The sequence below is a fragment of the Allobosea sp. P2_B12 genome (assembly GCF_056404835.1).
On record NZ_JBFUDG010000005.1, the window covers coordinates 45124 to 71811 of the forward strand.

Annotated in this window: 27 protein-coding genes; 9 read left to right on the forward strand and 18 right to left on the reverse strand. The window is 67.8% G+C overall.

What is annotated here, in order from left to right; genetic code table 11:
* Positions 1–540: a DUF2244 domain-containing protein gene (locus AC1DYU_RS13925; RefSeq protein WP_476792139.1), complete on the reverse strand. Its 540-nt coding sequence runs from the start codon at positions 538–540 to the stop codon at positions 1–3.
* 20 nt (positions 541–560) lie between these two features.
* On the opposite strand from AC1DYU_RS13925, the gene nth reads away from it, so the two are divergent.
* The 4 genes from nth to AC1DYU_RS13945 all read left to right on the forward strand — a co-directional run bounded on the left by nth (position 561) and on the right by AC1DYU_RS13945 (position 4509).
* A complete protein-coding gene (nth, locus tag AC1DYU_RS13930; protein WP_476792140.1) occupies positions 561–1262 on the forward strand; it encodes an endonuclease III in 702 nt (233 codons plus the stop codon).
* Between the two features lie 103 nt (positions 1263–1365).
* Positions 1366–2415, forward strand: a complete 1050-nt coding sequence (xylF, locus tag AC1DYU_RS13935; RefSeq protein ID WP_476792141.1) for a D-xylose ABC transporter substrate-binding protein — start codon at positions 1366–1368, stop codon at positions 2413–2415.
* Between the two features lie 40 nt (positions 2416–2455).
* Positions 2456–3724 carry a sugar ABC transporter permease gene (locus AC1DYU_RS13940; RefSeq protein ID WP_476792142.1) on the forward strand — a complete coding sequence of 423 codons (1269 nt, stop codon included), beginning with the start codon at positions 2456–2458 and terminating at the stop codon, positions 3722–3724.
* Between the two features lie 5 nt (positions 3725–3729).
* On the forward strand, positions 3730–4509 hold the full coding sequence (locus AC1DYU_RS13945) for an ATP-binding cassette domain-containing protein (RefSeq protein ID WP_476792143.1): 780 nt from the start codon (positions 3730–3732) through the stop codon (positions 4507–4509).
* Between the two features lie 198 nt (positions 4510–4707).
* Here AC1DYU_RS13945 and AC1DYU_RS13950 read toward each other — a convergent pair whose 3' ends face one another.
* A complete protein-coding gene (locus AC1DYU_RS13950) occupies positions 4708–6072 on the reverse strand; it encodes an esterase-like activity of phytase family protein (protein WP_476792144.1) in 1365 nt (454 codons plus the stop codon).
* A 224-nt stretch (positions 6073–6296) separates the two neighbouring features.
* Between AC1DYU_RS13950 and AC1DYU_RS13955 the strand changes: the two genes are divergently transcribed.
* A complete protein-coding gene (locus AC1DYU_RS13955) occupies positions 6297–7136 on the forward strand; it encodes an SDR family NAD(P)-dependent oxidoreductase (protein WP_476792145.1) in 840 nt (279 codons plus the stop codon).
* Positions 7137–7317: 181 nt separating this feature from the next.
* Here the strand turns inward: AC1DYU_RS13955 and AC1DYU_RS13960 are convergent, their stop codons facing one another.
* The 10 genes from AC1DYU_RS13960 to AC1DYU_RS14005 are packed head-to-tail and all read right to left on the reverse strand — an operon-like array spanning position 7318 to position 17055.
* Entirely contained in the window at positions 7318–8262 is a 945-nt protein-coding gene (locus AC1DYU_RS13960) for a 2-hydroxyacid dehydrogenase (protein ID WP_476792146.1), read from the reverse strand.
* The gene (gene deoA / locus AC1DYU_RS13965; RefSeq protein ID WP_476792147.1) at positions 8259–9587 is read right to left on the reverse strand and encodes a thymidine phosphorylase; all 1329 of its coding nucleotides are present in this window, start codon (positions 9585–9587) and stop codon (positions 8259–8261) included. The genes AC1DYU_RS13960 and deoA overlap by 4 nt, the downstream gene beginning before the upstream one ends.
* Before the next feature lies 1 nt (position 9588).
* On the reverse strand, positions 9589–10359 hold the full coding sequence (gene deoC, locus AC1DYU_RS13970; RefSeq protein WP_476792148.1) for a deoxyribose-phosphate aldolase: 771 nt from the start codon (positions 10357–10359) through the stop codon (positions 9589–9591).
* A gap of 2 nt (positions 10360–10361) precedes the next feature.
* On the reverse strand, positions 10362–11174 hold the full coding sequence (locus AC1DYU_RS13975; RefSeq protein WP_476792149.1) for a purine-nucleoside phosphorylase: 813 nt from the start codon (positions 11172–11174) through the stop codon (positions 10362–10364).
* A gap of 55 nt (positions 11175–11229) precedes the next feature.
* Positions 11230–11646: a cytidine deaminase gene (locus AC1DYU_RS13980; protein ID WP_158482753.1), complete on the reverse strand. Its 417-nt coding sequence runs from the start codon at positions 11644–11646 to the stop codon at positions 11230–11232.
* A 5-nt stretch (positions 11647–11651) separates the two neighbouring features.
* Positions 11652–12626 carry an ABC transporter permease gene (locus AC1DYU_RS13985; protein WP_158482752.1) on the reverse strand — a complete coding sequence of 325 codons (975 nt, stop codon included), beginning with the start codon at positions 12624–12626 and terminating at the stop codon, positions 11652–11654.
* A 2-nt stretch (positions 12627–12628) separates the two neighbouring features.
* Complete coding sequence (locus tag AC1DYU_RS13990) at positions 12629–13729, reverse strand: ABC transporter permease (protein ID WP_158482751.1); 1101 nt, start codon at positions 13727–13729, stop codon at positions 12629–12631.
* A complete protein-coding gene (locus AC1DYU_RS13995) occupies positions 13726–15261 on the reverse strand; it encodes an ABC transporter ATP-binding protein (RefSeq protein WP_476792150.1) in 1536 nt (511 codons plus the stop codon). The genes AC1DYU_RS13990 and AC1DYU_RS13995 overlap by 4 nt, the downstream gene beginning before the upstream one ends.
* On the reverse strand, positions 15258–15995 hold the full coding sequence (locus AC1DYU_RS14000; RefSeq protein WP_476792151.1) for an MBL fold metallo-hydrolase: 738 nt from the start codon (positions 15993–15995) through the stop codon (positions 15258–15260). Before AC1DYU_RS14000 ends, AC1DYU_RS13995 begins: the two co-directional genes overlap by 4 nt.
* Before the next feature lie 58 nt (positions 15996–16053).
* Positions 16054–17055, reverse strand: a complete 1002-nt coding sequence (locus AC1DYU_RS14005) for a BMP family lipoprotein (protein ID WP_476792152.1) — start codon at positions 17053–17055, stop codon at positions 16054–16056.
* A gap of 160 nt (positions 17056–17215) precedes the next feature.
* On the opposite strand from AC1DYU_RS14005, the gene AC1DYU_RS14010 reads away from it, so the two are divergent.
* Positions 17216–17995: a HesA/MoeB/ThiF family protein gene (locus AC1DYU_RS14010; RefSeq protein ID WP_476792153.1), complete on the forward strand. Its 780-nt coding sequence runs from the start codon at positions 17216–17218 to the stop codon at positions 17993–17995.
* 32 nt (positions 17996–18027) lie between these two features.
* Here AC1DYU_RS14010 and gshB read toward each other — a convergent pair whose 3' ends face one another.
* From gshB to rsmI, 3 genes are all read right to left on the reverse strand, one after another.
* Entirely contained in the window at positions 18028–18987 is a 960-nt protein-coding gene (gene gshB, locus AC1DYU_RS14015) for a glutathione synthase (RefSeq protein ID WP_476792154.1), read from the reverse strand.
* Positions 18988–19073: 86 nt separating this feature from the next.
* A complete protein-coding gene (locus AC1DYU_RS14020) occupies positions 19074–19442 on the reverse strand; it encodes a YraN family protein (protein ID WP_158482804.1) in 369 nt (122 codons plus the stop codon).
* 23 nt (positions 19443–19465) lie between these two features.
* Positions 19466–20380 carry a 16S rRNA (cytidine(1402)-2'-O)-methyltransferase gene (rsmI, locus tag AC1DYU_RS14025; protein ID WP_476792155.1) on the reverse strand — a complete coding sequence of 305 codons (915 nt, stop codon included), beginning with the start codon at positions 20378–20380 and terminating at the stop codon, positions 19466–19468.
* Between the two features lie 294 nt (positions 20381–20674).
* On the opposite strand from rsmI, the gene AC1DYU_RS14030 reads away from it, so the two are divergent.
* The gene (locus AC1DYU_RS14030) at positions 20675–21778 is read left to right on the forward strand and encodes a penicillin-binding protein activator (RefSeq protein ID WP_476792156.1); all 1104 of its coding nucleotides are present in this window, start codon (positions 20675–20677) and stop codon (positions 21776–21778) included.
* 116 nt (positions 21779–21894) lie between these two features.
* Here the strand turns inward: AC1DYU_RS14030 and hemW are convergent, their stop codons facing one another.
* The 3 genes from hemW to rph form a co-directional block, all read right to left on the reverse strand.
* Positions 21895–23064, reverse strand: a complete 1170-nt coding sequence (hemW, locus tag AC1DYU_RS14035) for a radical SAM family heme chaperone HemW (protein ID WP_476792402.1) — start codon at positions 23062–23064, stop codon at positions 21895–21897.
* Between the two features lie 29 nt (positions 23065–23093).
* The gene (gene rdgB, locus AC1DYU_RS14040) at positions 23094–23729 is read right to left on the reverse strand and encodes an RdgB/HAM1 family non-canonical purine NTP pyrophosphatase (RefSeq protein WP_476792157.1); all 636 of its coding nucleotides are present in this window, start codon (positions 23727–23729) and stop codon (positions 23094–23096) included.
* A 216-nt stretch (positions 23730–23945) separates the two neighbouring features.
* A complete protein-coding gene (rph, locus tag AC1DYU_RS14045; RefSeq protein ID WP_476792158.1) occupies positions 23946–24662 on the reverse strand; it encodes a ribonuclease PH in 717 nt (238 codons plus the stop codon).
* A 264-nt stretch (positions 24663–24926) separates the two neighbouring features.
* Between rph and hrcA the strand changes: the two genes are divergently transcribed.
* Together hrcA and AC1DYU_RS14055 are read left to right on the forward strand one after the other, a co-directional pair.
* Positions 24927–26012 carry a heat-inducible transcriptional repressor HrcA gene (gene hrcA / locus AC1DYU_RS14050; RefSeq protein ID WP_476792159.1) on the forward strand — a complete coding sequence of 362 codons (1086 nt, stop codon included), beginning with the start codon at positions 24927–24929 and terminating at the stop codon, positions 26010–26012.
* 38 nt (positions 26013–26050) lie between these two features.
* The gene (locus tag AC1DYU_RS14055) at positions 26051–26668 is read left to right on the forward strand and encodes an ankyrin repeat domain-containing protein (protein WP_476792160.1); all 618 of its coding nucleotides are present in this window, start codon (positions 26051–26053) and stop codon (positions 26666–26668) included.
* Positions 26669–26688 lie beyond the last annotated feature (20 nt).

A 26688-nucleotide genomic window follows, 5' to 3' on the forward strand; every position in this document is an offset into this window, starting at 1 on the left:
TTAAGCCGTTCCGAAATCGGCGCCGCGTCGCGCACTTGCCAGTGCGGCGCCGAGCGCATCGGCAAAGCCCGCGCGCTCGCCCGGCGAGAGCGCGGCGGCGACCGCGACACTCTGCCCGCGCGAGACGAGGCTAAGCCGCATCAGCCCGTAATCCTCGTCGTCCTGGCGCTCCAGCTTGGTCCAGGCCGGGTTGGAGCGCCAGACCGCCTCGCGGCCGTGATGCGAGACCTTGCGCAGCAGCACCTCGAGTGGCGTCACGATGATCCGCTCGAAGGCGCGCGCATGGCGGAAATTGACATGGAATGCGATGAACAGCGCGATCACATCGAGGCCGAAGAAGCCGGCGACCGGCCAGGCTCCGAGCACGACGAAGGGAATCGAGGAGACGATGCTGGCGAGGCAGACCAGCGTCATCACGACGCGGAAGCCGTTCTGGCCGAGCGAGCGATGCGGCGTGATCGTGGCGTCGAAGACGGGGCGCTCGACGGCCGCCGAGGCGTCGTCGTCGCGCACTCCGGAATGGCGCTTGCCGAGGTCCATGCGCCCACTATAACGCCCCGATGACGCAAGAGAACAGCCGCCAGCGCCGCGCTGCGCCGAAGGCGCGGATCACGAAGCCGCGCTCACGCAGCGCCGCTGGCGTCCGCGAGATCTTCACGCGCTTTCAGACGGCGAACCCCGAGCCCAAGGGCGAGCTCGACTACGTCAACGCCTTCACCCTGCTGGTGGCCGTGGTGCTCTCGGCCCAGGCGACCGATGTCGGGGTCAACAAGGCGACGCGCAAGCTCTTCGAGATCGCCGACACCCCGCAGAAGATGCTGGCGCTCGGCGAGGACGTGGTGCGCGACCACGTCCGCACGATCGGCCTGTTCCGCACCAAGGCGAAGAACGTCATTGCGCTCTGCGTGAAGCTGATCGAGCAGTTCGGCGGGCAGGTGCCGACGACGCGCGCCGAACTCGAAAGCCTGCCCGGCGTCGGCCGCAAGACCGCCAATGTCGTGCTCAACATCGCCTTCGGCGAGATCACCCATGCGGTCGACACCCATGTCTTCCGCGTCGCCAACCGCCTGCGCATCGCTCCGGGCAAGAACGTGCTCGAGGTCGAGCTCGGGCTGGAGAAGGCGGTTCCGCCGGAGTTCGGCCGGCACGCGCATCACTGGCTGATCCTGCATGGCCGCTACACCTGCAAGGCGCTGAGGCCCGAATGCGAGCGTTGCCTGCTCAACGACCTCTGCGACTCCCCCGATAAAAGGGTCGCTTGACGCTCGTCCCGCGATAGGTTCACCTTCCGCCCAGGCGCTCCGGACGCTGACGACGCGATCCAAAAAAGAGAGCGCAAGGTCAGAGGAAACGCGGGAGATCGCCATGTTCAGACAGATATTGCTTGCTGCCGGCGTCGCTTTGGCGGCATCGGCCGCTTCGTTGCCGGCGCTGGCCCAGGCCAAGGGCCCGGTCATCGGCGTGAGCTGGTCGAACTTCCAGGAAGAGCGCTGGAAGACCGACGAGGCCGCGATCAAGGCGGCCATCGAGAAGGTCGGCGGCACCTATCTCTCCGCCGATGCGCAGTCTTCGCCGGCCAAGCAGCTCACCGATGTCGAGAGCCTGATCTCGCGCGGCGCCAAGGCGCTGATCGTGCTGGCGCAGGATGCGCAGGCGATCCGGCCCGCCGTCCAGAAGGCGGTCGACGAGGGCATCGCGGTCGTCGGCTATGACCGGCTGATCGAGATCCCGCAGGCCTTCTACCTGACCTTCGACAATGTCGAGGTCGGCCGCATGATGGCGCGCGAGATCGTCAAGGCCAAGCCGGAGGGCAACTACGTCTTCATCAAGGGCTCGTCGGCCGATCCCAATGCCGCTTTCCTCTATCAGGGCTCGGTCGAGGTCCTGAAGACTGCCCTCGATGGCGGCAAGATCAAGAATGTCGGCGAGGCCTCGACGGATGGCTGGCTGCCCGCCAATGCGCAGAAGAACATGGAACAGATCCTGACGCGCAACGCCAACAAGGTCGATGCCGTCATCGCCGCCAATGATGGTACCGCCGGCGGCGCCATCGCCGCCATGGCCGCGCAGGGGCTGGCCGGCTCGGTGCCGGTCTCCGGGCAGGATGCCGACCGCGCCGCGTTGAACCGGATCGCGCTCGGCACGCAGACGGTGACGATCTGGAAGGATGCGCGCGAGCTCGGGCGCACCGCCGCCGAGATCGCGATCAAGCTCGCCGGCGGGGCCAAGCTGACCGAGGTCGCGGGTTCGGCAATCTGGAATCAGGGTCCGGCCAAGCAGGCCATGACGGCCCTGTTCCTCAAGCCCGTGCCGGTGACGCAGGACAATCTCAAGGTCGTGATCGACGCCGGCTGGGCGCCGAAATCGGCCGTCTGCCAGGGCGTCGCGGCCGGCAAGGTGAAGGCCTGTGACTGAGGCGCCCGCGCCGGCCACGTCGGCGCAGGATAGCGAGGATGTGAGCAGCAAGAGCCTCGCCGATCATCTGCGCGAGATCGAGTTCGATCCGCGCATGATCGGTATGGTCGCCGCGCTGGCAGTGATCTGGCTCGGCTTCGACGGGTTGTCCGGCGGCGCCTTCCTGACGCCGCGCAACCTCTGGAACCTGCTGGTCCAGTCGGCTTCCATCTCGGTAATGGCCTGCGGCATGGTGCTGGTCATCGTCACCCGCAACATCGACCTGTCGGTCGGTTCCATGCTCGGCTTCGTCAGCATGGTCGTCGGGCTGATCCAGGTCAGGCTGCTGCCGGAGCTCTGGGGCTTCGAGCATCCCGCCACCTGGATCGTCAGCCTCGTGGCAGCGGTTGCGCTCGGCGGCGTCATCGGCCTGCTGCAGGGCGCGCTGATCGCCTGGCTCGCCATTCCCTCCTTCATCGTGACGCTGGGCGGGCTCCTGGTCTGGCGCGGCGCGGCCTGGTGGGTGACGCAGGGCCAGACCATCGCGCCGATGGATTCGCGCTTCCGCCCGCTCGGCGGCGGCATCGAGGGAGCGATCGGCACCAGCGCCTCCTGGGCGATCGGTTTGGCGATCTGCGCCGCCATCGCCGTGGGCAGCGTCGTCGCGCGGCGCCGCCGCCGGCGTTTCGGCTTCTCCCTGCGTCCGCTCTGGGCCGATGTGGCGATCGCGGCGCTGGACTGCGGCGCGGTCGTCGCGACCGTCATGGTCGCCAACGCCTATGCGCTGCCGGCCGGCATCGCGCGCCGCCWGACGGCGGCGCGCGGCCAGGTCTGGCCCGAGGGCGGGCTCGTGATCGGCCATGGTCTGGCCGTGCCGGTGCTGCTGGCGCTGGCCGTCGGTGTCGCCATCACCTTCCTGGCGACACGGCTGCGCTTCGGCCGCTATGTCTTCGCCATCGGCGGCAACCCGGAAGCGGCTCAGTTGTCGGGCGTCAACACCCGCAAGGTGGTGATGCTGGTCTATGGGCTGATGGGCGCGCTCGTCGGCATCTCCGCCTGCATCGCCACGGCGCGGCTGAACGCGGCGACGAACTCCGCCGGCGCGCTTGACGAGCTTTACGTCATCGCCGCCGCGGTGATCGGCGGCACCTCGCTCGCCGGCGGGGTCGGCACGATCGCGGGCGCGATGCTGGGAGCGCTGGTAATGCAGTCGCTGCAATCGGGCATGGTGCTGATCGGCGTCGACACGCCGCTGCAGAACATCGTCGTCGGCCTCGTGCTGGTGATCGCGGTCTGGCTCGACGGCCTCTATCGCAAGCGGCTGGGGTGAGCGCCATGGATATCACCAGCCCCCTCGTCGAGATGCGCGACATCTCGATCGCCTTCGGCGGCATCAAGGCGGTCGATGCGGTTAGCGTCGATCTTCATCCCGGCGAGGTCGTCGGCCTGCTCGGCCATAACGGCGCCGGCAAATCGACCTTGATCAAGATCCTGTCCGGGGCCTACCGGGCCGATTCCGGCGAGATCCGGGTCAATGGCGAACCGGTCTCGATCGGCAGTCCGCGCGACGCCAAGCGCCACGGCATCGAGACGATCTACCAGACGCTGGCGCTCGCCGACAATGTCGACGCCGCCGCCAACATCTTCCTCGGGCGCGAATTGCTGACGCCCTGGCGAACCCTCGACGATTCGACGATGGAGGCCGAGACCCGCAAGGTGATGGGCCGGCTCAACCCGCATTTCCGCCGCTTCAAGGAGCCGGTCAAGGCGCTCTCGGGCGGCCAGCGCCAGTCGGTCGCGATCGCACGGGCGATCTATTTCAATGCCCGCGTGCTGATTATGGACGAGCCCACGGCGGCGCTCGGCCCGGCCGAGACGAGACAGGTGGCCGAACTCATCCTCGAGCTCAAGCGCCAGGGCATCGGCATCTTCCTGATCAGCCACGATTTGCACGACGTCTTCGACCTCGCCGACCGCGTCAGCGTGATGAAGAACGGCCGCGTCGTCGGCACTGCCCGGATGGGCGACGTCACCCAGGACGAGGTCCTGGGCATGATCATCTCGGGCAAATGCCCGGCCGGGGCGGTGCCCGGGCCGGGAGCGCTCAGAAGCTGAGCAAGAGAGGCGCGGGGAACCCCTCTCCTGTAAGGAGAGGGGCAGGGGTGAGGTGTCGGCCCCTCGACCAGTAAGACGCGGACTGGCAAAGCTGCGGTGAGGTCTCGGCCACAGCGTCAAACGGCCGACCCCTCACCCTGCCCTCTCCCTATGGGAGAGGGTTCTTCGTCGAGGCTCCCGCGTCCAACGTCTCGCGCCTCACTTCGCGTCGAGCAGTTCCTTCACCGAGAGCAGCACCAGCTCGTTGTCGTCGGCCTTCTTCGGGTCGCGCGAGGAGGAGAAGGGCAGGTTGTTGTCGTTGCCGACGACGATGACGCCGTTGGCGCGATCGACGACATCAACGTTCTCGATGGTGAAGAACGGGAAGGGCAGCACGCCGTCGATGGCGCCCTGCTTGGCCTTCTTGTCGGGGTCGGCGATCTTCATCAGGTCGATGAAGCCGATCTTGCGAACCGACTTGCCGACATTGGCGTCGGTCATCTCTATCTTCACGATGCGCTTGAACTTGGCGAGGTCGTGGAAGCAGTCCGGGCCGCGGCTTCCCGGAGCGCAGGCCTTGTCACCTGTGCCTTCGCCGTTATCGCGTTCGATGATCAGCGCGGTAGTTCCGTCGATCATGTTGAAGTCGCCGATGGCGTTGACCTTGTCCTCGAGCGGGAAGAACCAGGAGCGGCCGGTCCACTTCTCGGCGGCGACATCGAATTCCAGGATGCGCAGCGCGTCCTTGCCGTCGACCTGCTCATTGGCCTTGGCTTCGGTGTTCCAGAGCGGGCCTTCCAGCAGCGGGTAGAGGAAGCGGCTATCCGGCGACTGGGCCATGCCCTCATAGCCCTTCGAGCGGCGGGCGGTGAACGGCACCGGCAGGGCCGCATCCGGCGCGCCCGGCGTGGTCACGGCGTAATGATCGGGCGAGCGCACCGGCTTGCCGTCGACCGTGGTTTCGAACACCGCCTCGACCTTGCCGGTCGCATCGACGCGAATGAGATAGGGCCCGAACTCGTCGCCGATCCAGAACTTGCCGCCGATCGGCTGGATCGATTCCGGGTCGAAATCCGAACCGGTCAGGTAGCGCTTCTCGGTGCCTTCATTGGCGATGCGGAACGGCACCTTCTTGTCGGGGTCGTGCAGGAAGGTGGTGGCGAGGCGCTCGATCTGGCCCCCCGCGAAATCGGCCTTGATCCGGTGGAAGAACAGCATCGCATCGGGCGAGTTCGCCTTGGCGCCGAAGCCGTTGTCGGTCAGCACCAGGAACTCGCCATTGCCGAGCGAACGGATGCCGGAAAAGCCCTGGACCGGCTGGCCCTGGAACGGCGTCGAGAGACCGGTCGGGCGGCCGCTCGAGGTGCCCATGACGGTGCCGACCGCGTCGGTGCGCTTGCCCGGCGTCATGAACTTGCCGGAGATCTTGAGATCGGCCGGGGCGTCGATGGGAGCCGCGACCATGGTGTTGGCCGGCAGCAGCGCATGGCCGAGCAGCTTGGCCGGGAACTCCTTTTGCGCGTCCTGCGCGCCGGCAAGGATGGTCGAGGAGAGCAGCATGGCTGCGATCAGGGAAAGGCGCATGGAACGCTCCGGGCTGAAGGGGATCATCACCCCGCTCGATTGGCGGTGCCGGATTTCAGAACGAAGACGGGCAGGTGACAGTCGGATGACGATCCGGTCCAAGCGTGGGCCATGGCGCAATCTGGATGGGAACGGTCGCCGAAAGCAGGCATGGCCGTCACGATCGCGCCGGCATCGCGTGTCATTGAAGCCGTCATTCCCGAACACCAACGAGGTCAACACCGATGGCATCCCTTCCTGCGCTGGCTCCCGGACATGTTGCGGTCGTCACCGGAGGCGCTTCCGGCATCGGGCTGGCGGCCGCCCGCGTTTTCGCCGCGCGCGGCATGAGCGTCGTCCTCGTCGATCGCAACGAGGCCGCGCTCGCTGCCGCGGCAGCCGAACTGCAGGGCTCCGCCGGCACGGTGTTGGAGCGGGCGGTCGATGTCGCCGATCGCACCGCCGTCGAGGCATTGCGCGATCAGGTGATCAAGCGCTTCGGCGCCGTCCATGTCCTGATGAACAATGCCGGCATCCAGCCCGGCGGCACTATCTTCGGCCCATTGGACGACTGGCAGCGGGTTCTGGCCGTCAATCTCTGGGGCGTGATCCATGGCTGCCAGGTCTTCGCCCCGGCGATGCTGGAGGGCGGTCAGCCCGGCTTGATCATCAACACCGGCTCGAAGCAGGGCATCACCACCCCGCCCGGAAACCCCGCCTACAACATCTCCAAGGCCGGGGTGAAGGTCTTCACCGAGGCGCTGCAGCACGAATTGCGTGGACGCGAAGGCCACCAGCTCTCCGCCCATCTGCTGATCCCCGGCTTCGTCTTCACCGGGCTGACGGCGCGGGGCCGCACCGAGAAGCCGGCCGGCGCCTGGACACCGGAACAGACCGTCGATTTCATGCTGGAACGCCTCGCCGCCTGCGATTTCTACATCCTTTGCCCGGATGGGGAGACGACGCGTGATCTGGACGAGAAGCGCATGGCCTGGGCGATGGGCGACATCATCGAGAACCGCCCGCCGCTGTCACGCTGGCATCCCGATCACGGCGAGGCCTTCAAGGCGTTTTTGGAGGTCTAGCGCCTGCTTCATTCGGGTGGAAACACCTCGTCATCCCGGACAAGCGGCGAAGCCGCGCAGCTCCGGGATCCATCGTAAGGCACCGTCGTACTCTATGATGGATCCCGGCGCTCCGCTTCGCTACGGCCGGGATGACGAGGTGTTTCCGTACAAAATCGGCACGGTCTAGCGAGCGCTCCGCTCAATAGCCCCGCGCGGGATCGACGACGTGCTCCAGCGGCTCACCGGCCTCCAGCCGCCGGATCTGGGCCGAGATCAGCGTGGCGATGGCTTCGGGCTCCGACATCGCCGCATTATGCGGCGTCACCGTCACTGCCGGATGCGTCCAAAGCCGTGACTCAGCCGGCAAAGGCTCGGTCTCGAACACGTCGAGCGTCGCGCCCTTCAGCGTCCCGGCGTCGAGCGCGGCGAGGATGTCGGCCTCGACCTGAAGTCCGCCGCGCCCGGCATTGACCAGGAACGGCCCACCGAGGCGCCCGTCTTGCGCGAGGCCGGCGAGCAGCGTGGCGTTGATCGTGCCGCGCGTCTCGGGCGTCAGCGGCAACAGGCTGACCAGGATGTCGGTGCGGGCGAGGAAGGGCGCCATCCCCTCGGTGCCCGAGAAGGTCGCCAGCCCCTCGATGGCCTTCGGCGACCGGCTCCAGCCGGCGACGTCGAAGCCCATCACCTTGAGCTTGTGGACGGCGTCCTGGCCGAGTTCGCCCAGCCCCATCACGCCGACGCGCACCGAGCGCGCCGCCGGCTGGTTGCGGTCGTCGTCCCAGCTCTTCTGCGGCTGCTGCGCGTCGTAGCGGCGCTGCTGGCGCAGGATCATCAGGCAATGCAGCACGATGTATTCGCTCATCCGCGTCGTCAGGTCGGGGTCGACCACGCGCGCGATTGGCGCATCCGGCAGGCGCGTATCGGCGAAGAGATGATCGACGCCGGCGCCGAGCGAGAACACCGCCGCCAGATTGGGCAAACCGGCGAGGCTGCCCTCCGGATGCTTCCAGCTCGCGACGTAATGCACCGAGCGCCGATCGAAGGGTTCTCCGAGCGTCACGATCGGCATGTCCGGCAGCAGCGCCTGGAAGCGCGCGCGCCAATCCTCGACATGCCAGCCGGTCATTGCCAGAAGCAGGCTCATGCGTGCGAACTCTCCGTGATCCGTTCCGCGATCAGGCGACCGCGCTGTGGCATACCCTCTCCCAGGCGATAGGCATCGCGCAAGCGGGCCTCCGCCCGGGCAAACCCGGCCTCGTCGCGGGCGTGGACGGTGCCGAGCGGGCGGTCGGGCCCGACCGCGGCGCCGAGTTCCGCGAGTTCGACGATGCCGACGGCATGGTCGATCGCATCCTGCGGCCGCGTCCGCCCGCCGCCGAGCGCCACCACGGCCTGGCCGACGCCGCGCGTGTCGATGGCCTGGACCGTGCCGGCCGACGCGGCGAAGACCGGCCGCGCGATCGGCGCGGCGGCGAGATGCGTCTCCGGCCGCTCCAGCAGGTCGGCCGGTCCGCCCAGCGCGGCGATCATCTTCGCGAAACGTTCGGCCGCGGCCCCGCTGGCGAAGGCGGCTTCGATCTTCGCCCTCGCCTCGTCGATATCGGCGGCGAGCCGTCCGAGCAGCAGCATCTCGGCGGCCAGCGCGACCGTGACCTCATGGAAGCGCGGCTCGCGCCGCTTCCCGGTCAGGTGGTCGAGCGCGTAGGCGACTTCGAGCGCGTTGCCGGCGGCGCTCGCCAGCGGCTCGTCCATGTCGGTCATCAGCGCCGTCGTCGGCAGGCCGGCGCCATTGGCGACGCCGACCAGCGCATCGGCCAGAGCGCGGGCCTTGGCATAATCCGGCAGGAAGGCGCCGGAGCCGTATTTCACATCCATCGCCAGCCCGTGCAGCCCGGCCGCGAGCTTCTTCGACAGGATCGAGGAGGTCAAAAGCGGGATCGTCTCGACCGTCGCGGTGACGTCGCGGATCGCGTAGAGCCGCTTGTCGGCGGGCGCGAGATCGGCGGTCTGGCCGATGATGGCGCAGCCCTCAGTCCGCACCACCTTGCGGAACAGGTCGTTGTCGGGCTGCGTCACATAGCCCGGCACGGAATCGAGCTTGTCGAGCGTGCCGCCGGTATGGCCGAGCCCGCGCCCCGAGATCATCGGTACATAGCCGCCACAGGCAGCAACCGCTGCCGCCAGCGGCAGGCTGACAGTGTCGCCGACGCCGCCGGTCGAATGCTTGTCGAGCGCCGGTCCCGGCAGGTCGTCCCAGTTCAGCACCGTGCCGGAATCACGCATCGACAGCGTCAGCGCGACGCGCTCCTTCACGGTCATGTCGCGGAAGAACACCGCCATGGCGAAGGCCGCTGCCTGACCCTCGCTGACGGAGCCATCGGCGATGCCGGCGACGATCTGGCGGATATCGGCATCGGGCAATTCGCCGCCGTCGCGCTTGGCGGCGATGATTTCCTGCGTCAGCTTCATCTCAATAACGTCCGCTTGCCTGTTCCGCCGTACCGCCTGCGATCACATCGGCCAGCACCTGATGCAACCCGCTCGCGCCGAAGCGGAAGGTTTCAGGCTTGGCCCAGCCCGGCCCCATGATCTCGTCGGCGAGCGCGAGATAGCCGGCTGCGTCGGCCAGCGTGCGGATGCCGCCCGATGGTTTCAAGCCGACGGTACGCCCCGCCGCCGCGATGACGTTCAGCATCGTCCGCGCCGCCGGCAGGCTCGCCGAATGCGTGGTCTTGCCGGTCGAGGTCTTGATGAAATCGGCGCCGGCCGAGATGGCGAGTTCCGAGGCTGCGTGGACATGGTCGAGATCGGGATACTCGCCGGTTTCGAGGATGACCTTGAGCGTCTTGGCCCCGCAGCTTTGCTTGATCCGCTCGACCATCTCACGCGCGCTCTCGCGGTCGCCCTGCAGGAAAGCTCGCCAGGGCAGGACGAGGTCGATTTCGTCGGCACCCGCAGCGAGCGCGGCCTGCGTCTCATCCGTGACCGCGGCGACATCCGCGCCGCCCGCGGGGAAGTTGACCACCGTGGCGATGCGCAGGGAGGTTCCGAGCGCAGAGTCTTGCAGCGCTTCTCGCGCCGCGCCGATGAAGCGCGACCAGATGCAGATCGCGGCGACCGGTACCGGTCCACCGACCGCGCGCTGGCACAGCGCCCGCACGCTGGCCGTGCTGGAATCCTCCGCGAGATCGGTGAGATCGAGCAGCGCGAGCGCGCGCTTTGCCAGCAGAATGTCCGACATGCCTAGAGCTCCGACAGGAAGGCGCGCAGAAGTCGGCGCAACCCCGTTGTGGCGCCCGTGGCGACGTCGCGCGTCTCGCTGTGGCTGGGCGTGCCGCCGAGCAGGCCGGCGCCCATATTGGTGATGACCGAGACGGCGGCGACACGGATGCCGAAGCGCCGCGCCAAGATCACCTCCGGCACCGTCGACATGCCGACCAGATCCGCGCCCAGCAACTTGGCCATCCTGATCTCGGCCGGAGTCTCGAAGCTCGGCCCGGTGAACCACATATAGACGCCCTCGCCGAGATGCACGCCCGAGCTCGCCGCGGCACGCGTCAGCCGTCCGCGCAGGTTGACGTCATAGGCGTCGACCATCGGCACGAAGCGCCCGTCGCCGATGTCGCCGACGAGCGGATTGGGACCGTTCAGATTGATATGGTCGGTGATCAGGGCCAGTCCGCCCGGCCTCAGATCGGGCTTCAGCGAGCCGGCGGCATTGGTCAGGATCAGCGGCGGCGAGCCGAAGGCGGCCAGCATGCCGATCGGCACGCGCATCACGGCTGGGTTGCCGCTTTCGTAGTAATGCGCCCGGCCCTCGAAGATCAGCACCTTCTTGCCGTGCAGCGTACCGTAGCTCAGTTGCTTGGCATGGCCGGAGACCGCGCCCTCCGGAAATCCCGGGATCTCGGCGAAGGGGATCGTGATCCTGTCCTGCATCTCCTCGACGATCCGACCCAAGCCGGTGCCGAGCACGATCGCGCATTCGATCGCACCATCCACGCCGCGGTCGATCAAGGTCGATGCCGCCTGGTCGAACACTGGATCGGCCGCCATGGTGTCTCCCCCGGTCACGCAATCACCTGCCCGGGCAGGAGGTCCGGAAAGCAAATCACCGGCGCAAATTGTCTGGTCCGAACGACGCTGGCAACAGCTCGGCCAGCGAAAAGCGTTGCCGGATGCCGCCCGGCCCGGCGATTGCGACGGGCGTGTTCGGGTCGGCGAATTCTCGGATGCGCTGGCGGCAGGCGCCGCAGGGCGTGACCAGCATCTCGCCTTCGCCCATCACCACGATGGCCGCGATGCGAAGGCCGCCGCCTGCGATCATCGCCGAGATCGCGCCCTGTTCGGCGCAGCTTCCTGAAGGATAGGCGGCGTTCTCGACATTGCAGCCGGGATAGACGGCGCCGTCATCGGCTAGGATCGCGGCGCCGACCTTGAAGCGGGAATAGGGCGCATAGGCGAGTGGCTGCACCCGCGCTGCCACGGCAAACAGCGCCTCGAAATCCATCTCCGGCTGGCTCGCCATGGCGCTCAGCGCTCCTTCACATAGGGCAGGCCGGATGCCTTGGGTGGCGTCGACTTGCCGATGAAGCCGGCGAGCAGGATCACCGTCATCAGATAGGGCAGGGCCTGGATCGCCTGCACCGGAACCTGCCCGATTCCGGGCAGAGCGACGCCCTGCAGACGGATCGCGATCGCGTCCAGCGCCCCGAAAAGAAGGCAGGCCCAGAGCGCCTGCCAGGGCCGCCAATTGGCGAAGATCACGGCGGCGAGCGCGATGAAGCCCTTGCCGGCGGTCATATGCGGCAGAAAGCCGGCCGATTGCGACACCGCGAGATAGGTCCCGCCCAGCCCGCAAAGCGCCCCGCAAATGATGACCGCACCATAGCGCAAGCCGGCGACCGAGATGCCGGCGGTGTCGACCGCCGCCGGATTTTCACCGACCGCGCGCAGGCGCAGGCCGAAGCGCGTCCGCTTGAGCACCACCGCCGTCACCACCAGGGCCAGCACGGCGAGATAGGCCGGCGCCGATTGGCCGGAGACGACCTCGTCATAGATTAGCCCGAGCACAGGTATGTGGCTGCGCAGCGTCGTGGCGAAGGGCAGCGTAACCTCGCCGAAGCGTGCCGCCCCTTCGAGCGTCGGCGTGCGCCCGCCCTGCCCGTACCAGGCATTGCCGAGGATCACGGTCAGCCCCGCCGCCAGCATGTTGATGGCGACGCCGGAGACGATCTGGTTGCCGCGCCAGGTGATCGCGGCAAAGCCATGCACTAAAGAAAGCGCGATCGATGCGAGCATGCCGGCGATCAGTCCGGCCCAGGCCGAGCCGCTCTGCGCCGCGATGACGGCCGAGGCGAAGGCGGCGATCAGCATCTTGCCCTCGAGCCCGATATCGACGACGCCGGCCCGCTCCGACCAGAGCCCCGCCAGCGCGGCGCAGAGCAGCGGCACCGATAGCCGGATGGCGGAATCGAGGATGACGGCGAAGGTTGCGACCCAGTCCATCGTTAGTCGCCCCGCCCGATCCGCAAAAGGCTCGCCACCACCCGCCGGAACAGCCCGTCGAGCGCGCCGGCGAACAGGATGATGACGCCGCCGATCACCACGACCATGTCGCGGGTGATGGCGGGCTTGTCGAAGGAGAGTTCGGCCCCGCCCTGGTAGAGCACGCCGAACAGCAGCGCGGCGAGCGCCACGCCGACCGGATGGCCGCGCCCCATCAGCGCCACCGCTATGCCGACGAAGCCGTAGCCGGCGGTGAAATCGAGCAGCAGCCGGTGCTGCACGCCCATCACCTCGTTGACCGCGAGCCCGCCTGCCAGCGCACCCGAGATCGCCATCGCGACCATGGTGATGCGGGCCGGCGAGATGCCGGCATAGGCTGCAGCCCCCGGATTGGCGCCGACGGTGCGGATCGCGTAGCCCAGCCGCGAGCGGAAGATCAGGGCCCAGACCGCGACGAGTGCGGCGAGCGCCAGCAGGAAGGCGCTGTTCAGCGGTGTCGCCGGCAGCTTGACGCCGAGCGGCGCGAGCAGCCTGTGCATCGGCGTCAGGATGGCGTGCGAGGCGAACTCCGCCGTCTCCGGCTGCATCGAGCCGGGTTTACCGATCACCTCGACGAGGAGATAGACGGTCAGAGTCGCCGCCAGGAAGTTGAACATGATCGTGGTGATCACGACATGGCTGCCGCGCGTCGCCTGCAGCCAGCCGGGAATCAGCCCGTAGAGCGCCCCGCCGCCCGCCGCCGCCAGCACCGCCAGCGGCACCAGCAGCACGCCCGGCAGCGGCGCGAGCCAGAGGCAGGCCAGCGCCGCGAAGATGCCCGCGATCGTCGCCTGTCCCTCGCCGCCGATATTGAACAGCCCGGCATGGAAGGCGACCGCGACGGCCAGGCCCGTGAAGATGAAGTTCGTGGTGTAGTAGAGCGTGAAGCTGATGCCTTCGGCCGAACCGAGCGCGCCGCGCAGCAACAGCGCCGTTGCCTCCAGCGGGCTTTCGCCGATGCCCAGCACGACCAGACCCGCGATGACGAGCGCCGCCGCGACGCTGACAAGCGGCACGAGCGCGGTATCGGCCCAGCGCGGTAGGTCGATCGGGGCCGCGCTCAAGCCGCTTCCTCCGTCACCCCGGCCATCAGCAGCCCCAGATCGCGCTCGTCGGCGGCTTCCGCCATCCGCTCGCCGGTGATCCGTCCGCCGCACATCGCCAGGATGCGATCCGACAGCGCCATCACCTCCTCGAGTTCGACCGAGACGAGCAGGATCGCTACGCCCGCATCGCGCAGAGCGATCAGCCGGCGGTGGATGAACTCGATCGCGCCGATATCGACGCCGCGCGTCGGCTGGCCGACGAGCAGGACCTTCGGTGCCCGCTCGATTTCGCGGGCGAGCACGATCTTCTGCTGGTTGCCGCCGGAGAACTTCGCGGTCTTCAGCTCAGGGTCCGGCGGGCGCACATCATAGGCCGCGAAGGTTTCGCGGGCCCGTGCCGCGATCGTCGACGGCGAGAGGAAGGGGCCGGGGCCGAGTGCCGGATCGTCCTGATAGCCCAGGATGGAATTCTCCGCCGCCGGGAAGGCGGTGACGAGCCCGGTGCGATGCCGGTCCTCGGGAATGTGCATCACTCCGAGCTTGCGCAGGCATGCCGGGTTGCGGTCGGCGCTCGAGAGTATCTGCCCGCCGAGTCTGACGACGCCGCGCGAGGGATGGCTGAGGCCGGCGAGCACCTCGAGCAGTTCGCTCTGGCCGTTGCCGGCGACGCCAGCGATTCCGACGATCTCGCCGGCATGGAGCGTCAGATTGACGCCGCTCAGCAGCGCAACACCGCGCGCATCGACGAGGTCGAGCCCGATCGCCTCCAGCACCTTCGCACCGCGCGGTCGCGGCGCCTTCTCGACCTGGAGCAGCACGCGCCGGCCGACCATCGCCTCGGCCAGTTCGGGCGGGGAGGTCTCAGATGTTGCCAGATGCGCGACCATCTCGCCGCGCCGCATCACCGAAACCCTGTCGGTCACCTCCATGATCTCGCGCAGCTTGTGCGTGATCAGGATCACGGTCTTGTCCTGGTCCCTGAGCGCCCGCAGCAGGGAAAAGAGCTGGTCGGCTTCGGGCGGCGTCAGCACGGCGGTCGGCTCGTCGAGGATCAGGATCTGCGCGCCGCGATAGAGGGCCTTCAGGATTTCGACGCGCTGCTGGAAGCCCACGGACAGCTCGCCGACAATGGCGTCGGGGTCGATGGCGAGGCCGTAATCCTGAGCCAGCCGCGCCAGCTCAGCCCGCGCCCGGCTGACGCCGCCGCTGAGCCAGGCGCCACCCTCCGCTCCAAGGACAACGTTCTCGACGACGCTCAGCGTCTCCACCAGCATGAAATGCTGGTGGACCATGCCGATGCCCGCCGCGATCGCGTCGGCAGGGCTGCGGATGCGGCGTGGTCTGCCGCCGATTGCAACCTCGCCGGAATCAGCCTCGTAGAAGCCGTAGAGGATCGACATCAGCGTCGATTTGCCCGCCCCGTTCTCGCCGACGATGCCGTGGATCGAGCCGGTCGCGACAGACAGCGAGACATCGCGATTGGCCTGAACCGGCCCGAACCGCTTCGAGATGCCCGATAGTTCGATGGCCGGGGCAGATTGCGCCGTCATAGCTCGATTATCATGCCGTCATGGGCCCGCTCCTCGGGCAGGTCATCACGGCCCGCCAGCATGGACATGCCCATATGGGTCAGCACGATCCGTGCCGTCTCGAGTTCGGCCCTGTGCGCCGCCAGCGTCTTGTAGTCGAGATGGTTGGCGAGCTTGATGTCGTAGGCGTAGCACTCGACCAGCAGGACATCGGCCCCGGCCGCGAGCGGGATCAGGGTGTCCGTCCAGGCAGTGTCGCCGGAGAAGGCGAAAACCTTGCCGTCGAACGACAGCCGGTAGCCCTGGCACGGGCCGGCGCGCTCGTCATGCACCATCGGAAAGGCGCTGACATCGATGCGGGAGAGCCTCGCCGGCTGCTCCGGCGTCACCTCGACATAAGCGATGGGAAAACGCCACGGGTTGGCCGACGAGCCCGGGAAATCCGCTTCGAGGGCGTGCAGGGCCCGGTGTTCGATGCCGGAAGGCCCGGCGATCGTCAGCGGTTGTGTCCGCCGCGACACGAATTGCGCATCGAGCAGAAAGGCTGGCAGCCCGCCGAAATGATCGCCATGGAAATGCGTGAAGAGAAGGGTCGAGAGGCCGTTGCGCTCGACCCCTGCCTGGTTCAGCGCCACCATGCTCGAGGCGCCGCAATCCAGCAGCATGCGCTCGGCTCCAGCCTCGACATGCAGGCAGGTGTTGAAACGCCCGCCTGTGCCGAAGGCATCGCCGGAGCCGAGGATGGTGACCTTCATGGTGCTGGAACCGCCGCGGTGAACCCTCTCCACAAGGGAGAGGGGAGCAGGGTCCGCCTCAGATCGTGCACTTCGAATCCGACATGTAGTCGTGCACCTTGACCGCGCCTGAGATGATGTCGGCGCGGGCCTTGTCGGCGGCGGCCTTCATCTCCGGCGTGATCAGGCCCTTGTTGGCGTCGTCGAGCGCCCAGCCGACGCCGTCTTCCTTCAGGCCGAGCACAGAAATTCCCGGCTTCCAGGCGCCGTCGCGGGCGGCCTTGAACGAGGTGTAGGCGGCCACGTCGACGCGCTTGAGCATCGAGGTCAGCACCTTACCCGGCTGCAGGCCGTTCTGGTTGGAATCGACGCCGATGCCGAGCTTGCCGGCGTCGGCCGCCGCGCGCAGCACGCCGATACCGGTGCCGCCGGCGGCGTGGTAGATCACGTCGGCGCCGCGGTCGATCTGCGACTTGGCGAGTTCGCCGCCCTTGACCGGGTCGTTCCAGGCGGCCGGCGTCGATCCGGTCATGTTCTGGAAGATCTCGGCGTCCTTCTTGGCGGCCTTGACGCCCTGGATATAGCCGCAGGCGAATTTGCGGATCAACGGGATGTCCATGCCGCCGACGAAGCCGACCTTGTTGGTCTTCGACGCGAGGCCCGCCAGAAGCCCGACCAGATAGGAGCCCTCATGCTCCTTGAACACGACCGACTGCACATTGGGCAGGTCCACGACCATATCGATGATGGTGAACTTCAGGTCGGGGAACTCGGCGGCGACCTTCTGCAGCGCGGTGGCCTGCGAGAAGCCGACCGCGATGATCGGGGAATGGCCGTCCCGGGCGAAGCGACGCAGCGCCTGCTCGATCTGGGCCTCGTTGGTTGGCTCGAAGTCGCGGAACTCGACGCCGGTCTCGGCCTTGAACTTCTCGGCCCCGACGAAGACGCCTTCGTTGAAGGATTTGTCGAACTTGCCGCCCTTGTCATAGACGACCGCAGGCTTGATCGCCGTCTGTGCCATCGCTGCGACGGTCGAGAGAGCGACGCCGGCCAAGGCCAGCGCGAGCGATTTCAAACGCATGGAAACAATCCCCTGTTGGATATCGGGCTTTTGACCCAGCCCTTCTCGATCGACACGATGGCATGGCTTGGCGGCGTGGCCAAGCCGGCGGATGGACCGATGGCAAACGACGGCAGTCCGATGATTGCTCCGGGCGCTGGATCGGCTTAACCCTTCGCGGATGAGCTTGAACGACGACGAGGTCGAACGCTATGCGCGCCATCTGGTGCTGCCGGAGATCGGCGGCCCCGGCCAGCAGAAGCTCAAGCGCGCGCGGGTGCTGGTCGTTGGGGCAGGCGGGCTGGGCGCGCCGCTGATCCAGTATCTCGCTGCTGCCGGCGTCGGCCATATCGGCATCGTCGATGACGACATCGTCTCGCTGTCGAACCTGCAGCGCCAGACGATCTATGGCACGGACGATATCGGCGCCCGCAAGGCCGTCGCGGCGGCCGCCTTCGTCAAGCGTCTCAACCCGCATGTCGTGGTCGAGGAGCATGTCACCCGCATCGACCCGCACAACGCCCGCGCGCTGATCGCCTTCTATGACGTGGTCGCCGAGGGCTCCGACAATTTCGCCACGCGCTACGCCGTCTCGGACGCCTGCTTCCATGAGCGCAAGCCCGTCGTGATGGCGGCGCTCGGCCGCTTCGACGGCTCGCTGACGACGGTCCGGGCGCATGAGACGCAGCCCGACGGTCGCCCGAGCCCGACCTGGCGCTGCCTGTTCCCCGACGTGCCGCCCCCAGGCGCGGTGCCGACCTGCGCCGAGGCCGGCATTCTCGGTGCCTTGCCCGGCGTGATGGGTTCGCTGATGGCGCTGGAGGTCATCCGCGCGATCACCGGCTTCGGTGAGCCGCTCGTCGGCAAGCTCCTGCTGGTCGATGGGCTGACGATGCGCTTCGAGACGATGCGCTATGGCTGGGACGAGACCAACAGCCTGAACGGCACTTCCGCTCGATAATACGCTTCGCGACGTTTCATCGGCAGGCGGCGCTAACGCGTGCCGCCCATTGCCGAGCGCTTCGCCTCGATCACATCCCAGAGCTGGGCGGCGAGATCGGGCCCGCCGAGCTTCTTGATGGCGCGCACGCCGGTCGGCGCGGTGACGTTGATCTCGGTCAGCTTGCCATGGATCACGTCGATGCCGACGAGCAGCAGCCCGCGCTCGCGCAGGGCCGGGCCGATCGCCTCGCAGATCGCGAGTTCCTGCTTCGAGAGGTCGGTCGGCCTGGCCGCGCCGCCGCGCACCATGTTGGCGCGCAGGTCGCCGACCGCCGGCACGCGGTTGACCGCGCCCGCCGCCTTGCCGTCGATCAGGATGATGCGCTTGTCTCCCTCCGAGATCTCCTTGATGTAGGCCTGCACGACCCAGGGCTCGCGGAACAGATTGGCGAAGAGGTCGTAGAGCGAGCCGAAATTCGGGTCGTCCTTGCTCGTCTTGAAGACGGTCGCGCCGCCATGGCCGTAGAGCGGCTTCATCACGATCTCGCCGAACTCGTCGCGGAAGGCCTCGATCTCGGCCTTGTCGCGGGTGATCAGCGTCGGCGGCATCAGCTCGGGAAAATGCGTGACGAAGATCTTCTCAGGCGCGTTGCGGACATGGGCGGGGTCGTTGACCACCAGCGTCTTGGGGTGGATGCGCTCCAGCATATGCGTGGTCGAGACATAGGCCATGTCGAAGGGCGGGTCCTGCCGCAACAGGATTACGTCCAGCGTCGAAAGATCGGTCCGCTCCTCGGCGCCGGCGGTGAAATGGTCGCCCTCGACGTCGCGCACCGTCACCGGCCGGACCGGCGCCGTGACCTTGCCCTCGCGCATCGAGAGCTTGTCGGGCGTGTAGGTGAACAGCGTGTGCCCGCGCGCCTGCGCCTCCAGCATCAGCGCAAAGCCGGTATCGCCCGCGACCCGCAAGCGCTCGATCGGGTCCATCTGGATGGCGACGGTGAGAGTCATGGCTTCCGCTCCGATGAGACGAACGACGTTGATGCCGCGTCCTTATCGGATGGCGCGGCCTGCACCGGCAAGTGGCGTGCCTTGCGTCACAAGACAAGCTCGAACACGCCGGGCACATGGCGCGGCCAGCGGCGTGGTGCGAGGAAGACGGCGTCGGCGCGCAGGTGATGGTCCATCGCCCAGGGATTCTGCGCCAGCCATTGCCGGATGCGGATCTCGACCAGCCGCCGCTTCTCCGGCGTGATCGCGCCCAGCGCATCCTCGATCGCGCCGCGCGCCTTGACCTCGACGAAGGCGATGGTGCGTCCGCGCTTCACGATCAGGTCGATCTCGCCGCCCTTGCCGCCGAAGCGCCGCGCCAGCAGCCGGTAGCCCTTGGCCGCGAGCCAGAGGATCGCCAGCCATTCCGAACGCCGGCCGGTGATGCCGGAGCGACGGGCACGTCGGCTGCGCAGTTCTCCGCGCTCGCGCTGGAGGCTCAAGGCGTCTCGCGGGTCAGTTCGAGCGCGCGCGCATAGACCTTGCGGCGCGGCTGGCCGGTTTCGGCGGCGACCTGGGCCACCGCCTCCTTCAGCGAAACCTGCGCCAGCGCAACCCGCAACCGCTCCTCGACGACATCGCCCACAGGCGCCAGCGCCTCCGCGCCCGGAGGCCCGATGATGACGACGATCTCGCCGCGCGCCTCTTCCTCGCCATCGTAATGCGCCGCCAGCACTGAGAGCGGGCCGCGCTGGACGTTCTCGTAATATTTGGTCAGTTCGCGCGCGACCGCGCCCGGCCGTTCGCCCAGCACCGCGGCAGCGTCCGACAGCATTTCCGCGAGGCGTCGCGGCGATTCGAAGAAGACGAGCGTGCCCGGAATGGCGGCGAGTTCGGTCAATCGCCCGCGCCGCGCCGCGGCCTTGGGCGGCAGGAACCCCTCGAAGAAGAAACGGTCGGTCGGCAATCCTGCCAGCACGAGCGCGGCCAGCACCGCGGAGGGGCCGGGAATGCCCGTCACTGGCAGCCCCTCGGCCACGAGTTCGGCGACGAGCTTGTAGCCGGGGTCGGAGACCAGCGGCGTGCCGGCATCCGAGATCAGCGCGAGCTTGCCGCCCTCGCGCAGCTTGGCCAGAATCTTCGGCCGCATCTGCTCGGCATTGTGCTCGTGATAGGGGTAGAGCGGTGTCGAGATGCCATAATGCGCCAGCAGCGTCTTGGAGGTGCGGGTGTCCTCGGCCAGCACCGCATCGGCTGCAGCCAGCGTCGCCAGCGCCCGAAACGAGATGTCTCTGAGATTGCCGATCGGCGTCGCGACGATATGCAGGCCGGGCGACAGCGGCTCGGCCTCGGCCTTGAGCCCGAAGGCGGTGTAGCTCGGTGCGCGCGGCGCAGGCGTGGGTGAAATCGACATCGGCGCGAACCTGCCACAGCTCCGCGCCTCGCGCCATCGGCCGACAGGGCCATGACCTCCTTCGGCGGGTGCAACACAGAGTTAACAACTTGAAAATACAATGCTGCACTGGCAGGAGAGTCCCACGGTCGGGGGACTGCACCGCCGGACGGGCTCGTGCCGGTCCGGCCCAAGATCTGGAGATCGCCCGTGTTGCGTCATCGGCTTCTTGCACCGGTCCTTCGGCGAAGCGCCGTTTCGCTGGTCGCCTTCTCTGGCCTGATGCTCGCGGCCTGCAGTGGCGGCCCGTCCGGATTGCCGGGATTCGACAGTCCCACAGCGCAGACACAGCCGGCGGAGAGCGCCGGCCAGACCATCGGCACAGGCAAGGTCAAGGTCGGCCTGATCCTGCCTCTCACGGCGGAAGGGCAGGGGGCTGTCGTCGGCAATTCGCTCCGAAACGCCGCCGAGATGGCGCTGGCCGAATTCCCCAATGCCGACCTGACACTGCTGGTGAAGGATGATCGCGGCACGCCCGAAGGCGCCCAGGCCGCGGCGCAGGAGGCGCTGCGCGAGGGAGCAGAACTGATCATCGGCCCGCTCTTCGCACCCTCCGTCCAGGCGGCGGCACAGGTGGCGCGCGGCGGCAATCGCCCGGTCATGGCCTTCTCCAGCGACACGAGCGTTGCGGGGCGCGGCGTCTATCTCTTGTCCTTCCCGCCAGAGAACGACGTCAACCGCGTCATCGCCTATGCCTCGCAGCAAGGCCGCAAATCCTTCGCCGCGATGCTGCCGGACACCGCTTATGGCAAGGTCGTCGAGGCCGCCTTCCAGCAGGCCGTCGCGGCGCGTGGCGCCCGCGTCGTCGCGATCGAGCGCTTCTCGCCCGACCAGAACTCCATGAGCGCGGCAGCCAAGCGGCTGGCGCCTGCCCTCCAGCAGGCCGATGCCCTGTTCGTACCCGCCGCCGCCGACACCATGCCGGCGCTCGGCTTGGCTTTGCAGCAGGCCGGCTACGACCCCGCCAAGGTCAAGCCGCTTGGCACCGGCGTCTGGAACGACGCCAATGTCGCGCGCGTGCCGGCGATCCAGGGCGGCTGGTTCGCCTCGCCCGACACCGCCGGCTTCAACGCCTTCGCCGGCCGCTACCAGGCGCGCTTCAACAGCGCGCCGACGCGCACGGCGACGTTGGCCTATGACGCGGTCTCGCTGTCGGCGGCGCTGGCGCGCACGCAAGGCTCGCAGCGCTTCTCGGAAGCCGTCCTGACCAATGCCTCGGGCTTTGCCGGTGCCGATGGCGTCTTCCGCTTCCGCTCCGACGGCCAGATCGACCGGGGCCTCGCCGTGCTCGAACTGCGCAACGGCCAGATCGTGACGGTCAATGCGGCGCCGCGCGATCTGGGGCCGCGGACGCAGTGATCCGGCGTCATGGTCGGGCTTGACCCGAGCATCTCCTGACCAGAAGGCTCCGGTGTCTCGTCCGGCCGGAGATTCTCAGGTCTGCGCTTCGCTTAGCCCGAGAATGACGGCTCGCTTTACGCCGCCAGATCCGCCACGACCGCGTCCAGCAGCAGCGCGCCGTCCGGCGTGCAGGCGAGCTTGCCGCCGGGCTTGAAGGTCAGGAGTCCGTCATCGATCAGGCTCTTCACGCGGGTCTGGCTCAGCGTGCGGCCGGACAGCGCGGTGAACACCGCCGGATCGATCCCCTCGACCAGCCGCAGTCCCATCAGCAGATATTCGTCGCCCTGAGCTTCGAGGTTGAGGCGTTCGTCCTCGACCAGCGCATGCCCCTCCGCTTCGACACGCTCGAGCCAGATTTCCGGCCGCTTCTCGGTCGAATGCGCCATGCGGCCCTCAGCTGTCACCAAGCGGCCATGGGCGCCGGGGCCGACGCCGGCATATTCGCCGTAGCGCCAGTAGACGAGGTTGTGGCGGCATTCCGCGCCCGGCCGGGCGTGGTTGGATATCTCGTAGACCGGCAGGCCGTGACGGGCCGTGATCTCCTGCGTGATCTCGTAGAGGACGGCGCCCGCCTCGTGGTCGGGGATCGCGAGCTTGCCGGCCTTGAACAGCCGCTCGAACATCGTGTCAGGCTCGATGGTGAGCTGGTAGAGCGAGAGATGCTCCGCCGCATGGCTGATCGCGAGTTCGAGTTCCGCCCGCCACAAGGCGGGCGTCTGCGCCGGCGAGCGGGCATAGATCAGGTCGAAGGAATAGCGCTCGAAATATTTGCGCGCGATCGCGACCGCGTCGAGAGCCTCCTGTGCCGAATGCATCCGGCCGAGCGCCTTGAGATCGGCGTCGTTCAGCGCCTGCACGCCGAGCGAGACCCGGTTGACCCCGGCCGCGCGAAAATCCGCGAAGCGCCCGGCCTCGACGCTGGTCGGATTGGCCTCCAGCGAGACCTCGCAATCGGGATCGACCACCCAGACCTCGGCGATCGCGTCGAGGATCGCGCCGACGGTCCGCCCCTCCATCAGCGAAGGCGTGCCACCCCCAAAAAAGATCGAGGACACTGTGCGGCCCGGCGCAAGCTGCGCCCGATGAGCCAACTCGCGTCGGAAGGCGGCGATATAGCGCGCCTGGTCGGGCGGCTGCAGCCGGACATGGCTGTTGAAGTCGCAATAGGGGCATTTGGCCAGGCAGAAGGGCCAATGCACATAGACGGCAAAGCCGGCAGCCGACGTCGGATGGTCGGGAACCATCGGCGGCCTATTGAGGGCAGCGAGCGCGCTCAATTCGGCTTCCGCAGGCAGGCGGCGGCCAGCAGGGCGAAGGCGCGCGCGCGGTGCGACAGGGCCTCGACCGCGCCGCTCTTGATGGTCGTGCTCATCTCCGCGAAGGTCTGGTCGTGGCCGTCGGGCTGGAAAATCGGGTTGTAGCCGAAACCGCCGCTGCCGCGCGGCGCATCGACGATCTGCCCGTGGACGCGGCCCTCGAACAGCTCCTGATGCCCGTCCGGCCAGGCGATCACCAGCGCCGAGACGAAATGCGCCCGCCGCTGTTCAGGCGCCGTGGCGCCACGCTTGGCCATCTCGGCCAGCACGCGCGCCATCGCCGGCTTGAAATCCTTGCCCGGCCCGGCCCAGTTGGCCGAGAACAGGCCCGGCGCGCCGTCGAGCGCATCGACGCAGAGCCCCGAATCGTCCGACAGCGCCGGCAGGCCCGAGGCTTTGCAGGCTGCGACCGCCTTGATCGCGGCATTCTCGGAGAACATGAAGCCGTCCTCCTCGGGCTCGGGCAGGCCGAGTTCGCCGGCGGAGACGAGTTCGATGCCATAGGGCACCATCAACTCGCGCATCTCGACGAGCTTGCCCTTGTTATGGGTCGCGATCACGACCTTGCCGGTGAGGAGGCGGTGGGATGTCAATGTCTCATCCTCGTATTCCTACGGACCACCGACGTCCGATGGCGTTCCAACGCTTGGCCCTCGATCTTCGTCGCCCGAAGGGGGAGCAAAACGAGAGCGCTTCCGGCCTGGGTTTATTTCAGTCCTAAATGCGAAAACAAGGACACCACCCACGAAGAGGAGTCCCACGATCACGCCCAGCGCCGTCGTCAGCCACTCCATCTCAACCTCCGGAGCTTACGCCACCGTCGCCTTTTGGAGCGCGACCAGCTTGCTCACGCCGCCCTTGGCGAGCTTGAGCAGGGCCATCAGCTCTTCTTCCGAGAATGGCGCGCCTTCGGCCGTGCCCTGCACCTCGACGAGGCCGCCCGAGCCCGTGATGACGAAATTCGCATCGGTCTGCGCGCCGGAATCCTCGATATAGTCGAGGTCGAGCACCGGATTGCCGGCGACGATGCCGCAGGAGATCGCCGCGACATGGTCCTTCAGCGGGTTCGGCCCCTTCAGCATGGAGCGGCCCTCCATCCATTTCAGCGCGTCGTGCAGCGCGACCCAGGCGCCGGTGATCGAGGCCGTGCGGGTGCCGCCATCTGCCTGCAGCACGTCGCAATCGACCACGATCTGGCGCTCGCCGATCGCGGTCAGATCGACCACGGCGCGAAGCGAGCGCCCGACCAGCCGCTGGATTTCCTGCGTGCGGCCCGAGGGCTTGCCGGAGGTGACCTCGCGGCGATTGCGCTCATGCGTGGCGCGCGGCAACATCGCGTATTCTGCGGTGACCCAGCCCTTGCCGGTGCCGCGCAGCCAGGGCGGACCCTTTTCCTCGACGGTCGCGGCGCAAAGCACGCGGGTCTCGCCGAAGGTCACCATGCAGGAGCCCTCGGCATAGCGCACGACGCCGCGTTCGAGCGTGACCTTGCGCATCTCGTCTGCGGCGCGTTTGGAGGGTCGCATGGCGGTATCCTGATTGTTTTGAGATGGCGGCTTGTAGGCGGTCGGAGGGGACGGGGCAAGGCGAAGGGCTCATGCGTGTGACGTCATTGTCGGGCTTGTCCCGGCCATCCACGTCTTCGCCCGTCGAGCGCTATGCCAAAGACGTGGATGCTCGCCACAGGGGCGAGCATGACGGAAAAGCCGGAGCTCTTCCCTCTTGCCCCTTGATCCTCCGCGAGGCCGCGCCGACAATAACCCGATGTCGCATCCGGTTTTTCACTGACAATGAGCGCTCACACGCCGCGTCCCGAATCCCCGAGCGGCTTGATCGAGACCGATCAGCGTTCGCGCGAGATCTTCCGTCAGATCGTCGACGGCTATCTTGCCACCGGCGAGCCGGTCGGCTCGCGCAATATCGCCCGCCTGCTGCCGATGGCGCTGTCGCCGGCGACGGTGCGCAACGTCATGACCGATCTCGAACTCGCCGGTCTGATCTACGCGCCGCACACCTCGGCGGGGCGCCTTCCAACAGAGAGGGGTCTGCGCTTCTTCGTCGATGCGATGATGGAGGTCGGAAACCTGACCTCGGACGAGCGCATGCGCATCGAGGCGCAGATGACCGCCGCCGCCAGCGGCCGCACGCTGGACGGCACGCTGACGGAGGCCTCGGCGCTGCTCTCGGGACTGTCGCGCGGCGCCGGCGTCGTCGTCACCACCAAGGCCAATGCCAGGCTCAAGCACATCGAATTCGTCAGGCTCGACCCGGCGCGCGCGCTGGTCGTGCTGGTCGCCGATGACGGCACGGTCGAGAACCGTCTGCTTGCTCTGCCGGCAGGCCTGCCGGCCTCCGCCCTGACGGAGGCCGGGAACTTCCTCAACGCCCGCATCATGGGCAAGACGCTGGGCGAGTTGCGCGGCGAGATCGCCCAGTATCGCGCGCAGATGGAGCAGGAGCTCGACTCGCTGACCGCGCGCCTGGTCGAGAGCGGCATCGCCACCTCCTCGGGGCCGAGTTCGGACCGCCATCTGATCGTGCGTGGCCAGGCCAATCTGCTGGAGGATTTGAAGGCGCAGGAGGATCTCGAACGCATCCGTCTGCTCTTCGGCGATCTCGAGACGCAGACCGACGTGATCGACCTTCTCAGCCGCGCCGAAGCCGGCGACGGCGTGCGCATCTTCATCGGCTCGGAGAACAAGCTGTTCTCGATGTCGGGTTCCTCGATGGTCGCCGCACCCTTCCGCGACGCCGAGCAGCGCATCGTCGGCGTCGTCGGCATCATCGGCCCGACCCGGCTGAACTATGCCCGCATCGTGCCGATGGTGGACTACACCGCGAAGGTGGTCGGGCGTTTGCTCGATGGCGGGCGGTGAGCAGCGCGCGCCGTCTGTGCAGCGCGATTCTGGGTGTGATGCTGATGACGACGGCCGCCGGCGCAACGGAGTCCGCCCTGATCGATGCCGCCGCTGCGGGGCGTGCCGAGGAGGTCGCCCGTCTCATCGCGGCTGGCGTCCCACTCGAAGCGCAGGATGCCCAAGGGCGTAGCGCCCTGCTGCTCGCGGTCGCGGGCAATCATGTCGCGGTTGCGCGCACCCTGCTCGATGCCGGCGCGAGCCCAAACACGCAGGCCGCCAATCGCGATACGCCCTGGCTTCTGGCCGGCGCATCGGGGCGGGCCGAGATCATCGCGGCGATGCTGCCGCGCAAGCCCGATCTGACGATCCGCAACCGCTATGGCGGCAACGCCCTCATTCCGGCCTGCGAGCGCGCCCATGTCGAGGCCGTGAAGCTGCTCCTGACCAGCGGCATCGACGTCGATCACGTCAATGATCTCGGCTGGACCTGCCTGCTGGAGATCGTGATCCTCGGCGATGGCGGCCCGCGCCATCAGGAGGTCGCGAAGCTGGTTCTCGACGCTGGCGCCAATCCCGGCCTCGCGGACAGGGATGGCGTGACGCCCCTGGCTCATGCCCGCCAGCGTGGCCAGCATGCGATCGCGCGCCTGATCGAGCAGGCCGGCGGTCGCTGAAACCCCGCGATTTGGCATCG

Bases quoted from the DNA above. Each gene is read 5' to 3' on its own strand.
- AC1DYU_RS13925 (WP_476792139.1), bottom strand. From the start codon at position 540: ATGGACCTCGGCAAGCGCCATTCCGGAGTGCGCGACGACGACGCCTCG.
- nth (WP_476792140.1), top strand. From the start codon at position 561: ATGACGCAAGAGAACAGCCGCCAGCGCCGCGCTGCGCCGAAGGCGCGG.
- xylF (WP_476792141.1), top strand. From the start codon at position 1,366: ATGTTCAGACAGATATTGCTTGCTGCCGGCGTCGCTTTGGCGGCATCG.
- AC1DYU_RS13945 (WP_476792143.1), top strand. From the start codon at position 3,730: ATGGATATCACCAGCCCCCTCGTCGAGATGCGCGACATCTCGATCGCC.
- AC1DYU_RS13950 (WP_476792144.1), bottom strand. From the start codon at position 6,072: ATGCGCCTTTCCCTGATCGCAGCCATGCTGCTCTCCTCGACCATCCTT.
- AC1DYU_RS13955 (WP_476792145.1), top strand. From the start codon at position 6,297: ATGGCATCCCTTCCTGCGCTGGCTCCCGGACATGTTGCGGTCGTCACC.
- AC1DYU_RS13960 (WP_476792146.1), bottom strand. From the start codon at position 8,262: ATGAGCCTGCTTCTGGCAATGACCGGCTGGCATGTCGAGGATTGGCGC.
- deoA (WP_476792147.1), bottom strand. From the start codon at position 9,587: ATGAAGCTGACGCAGGAAATCATCGCCGCCAAGCGCGACGGCGGCGAA.
- deoC (WP_476792148.1), bottom strand. From the start codon at position 10,359: ATGTCGGACATTCTGCTGGCAAAGCGCGCGCTCGCGCTGCTCGATCTC.
- AC1DYU_RS13975 (WP_476792149.1), bottom strand. From the start codon at position 11,174: ATGGCGGCCGATCCAGTGTTCGACCAGGCGGCATCGACCTTGATCGAC.
- AC1DYU_RS13980 (WP_158482753.1), bottom strand. From the start codon at position 11,646: ATGGCGAGCCAGCCGGAGATGGATTTCGAGGCGCTGTTTGCCGTGGCA.
- AC1DYU_RS13985 (WP_158482752.1), bottom strand. From the start codon at position 12,626: ATGGACTGGGTCGCAACCTTCGCCGTCATCCTCGATTCCGCCATCCGG.
- AC1DYU_RS13995 (WP_476792150.1), bottom strand. From the start codon at position 15,261: ATGACGGCGCAATCTGCCCCGGCCATCGAACTATCGGGCATCTCGAAG.
- AC1DYU_RS14000 (WP_476792151.1), bottom strand. From the start codon at position 15,995: ATGAAGGTCACCATCCTCGGCTCCGGCGATGCCTTCGGCACAGGCGGG.
- AC1DYU_RS14005 (WP_476792152.1), bottom strand. From the start codon at position 17,055: ATGCGTTTGAAATCGCTCGCGCTGGCCTTGGCCGGCGTCGCTCTCTCG.
- AC1DYU_RS14010 (WP_476792153.1), top strand. From the start codon at position 17,216: ATGAGCTTGAACGACGACGAGGTCGAACGCTATGCGCGCCATCTGGTG.
- gshB (WP_476792154.1), bottom strand. From the start codon at position 18,987: ATGACTCTCACCGTCGCCATCCAGATGGACCCGATCGAGCGCTTGCGG.
- rsmI (WP_476792155.1), bottom strand. From the start codon at position 20,380: ATGTCGATTTCACCCACGCCTGCGCCGCGCGCACCGAGCTACACCGCC.
- hemW (WP_476792402.1), bottom strand. From the start codon at position 23,064: ATGGTTCCCGACCATCCGACGTCGGCTGCCGGCTTTGCCGTCTATGTG.
- rph (WP_476792158.1), bottom strand. From the start codon at position 24,662: ATGCGACCCTCCAAACGCGCCGCAGACGAGATGCGCAAGGTCACGCTC.
- hrcA (WP_476792159.1), top strand. From the start codon at position 24,927: ATGAGCGCTCACACGCCGCGTCCCGAATCCCCGAGCGGCTTGATCGAG.
- AC1DYU_RS14055 (WP_476792160.1), top strand. From the start codon at position 26,051: ATGCTGATGACGACGGCCGCCGGCGCAACGGAGTCCGCCCTGATCGAT.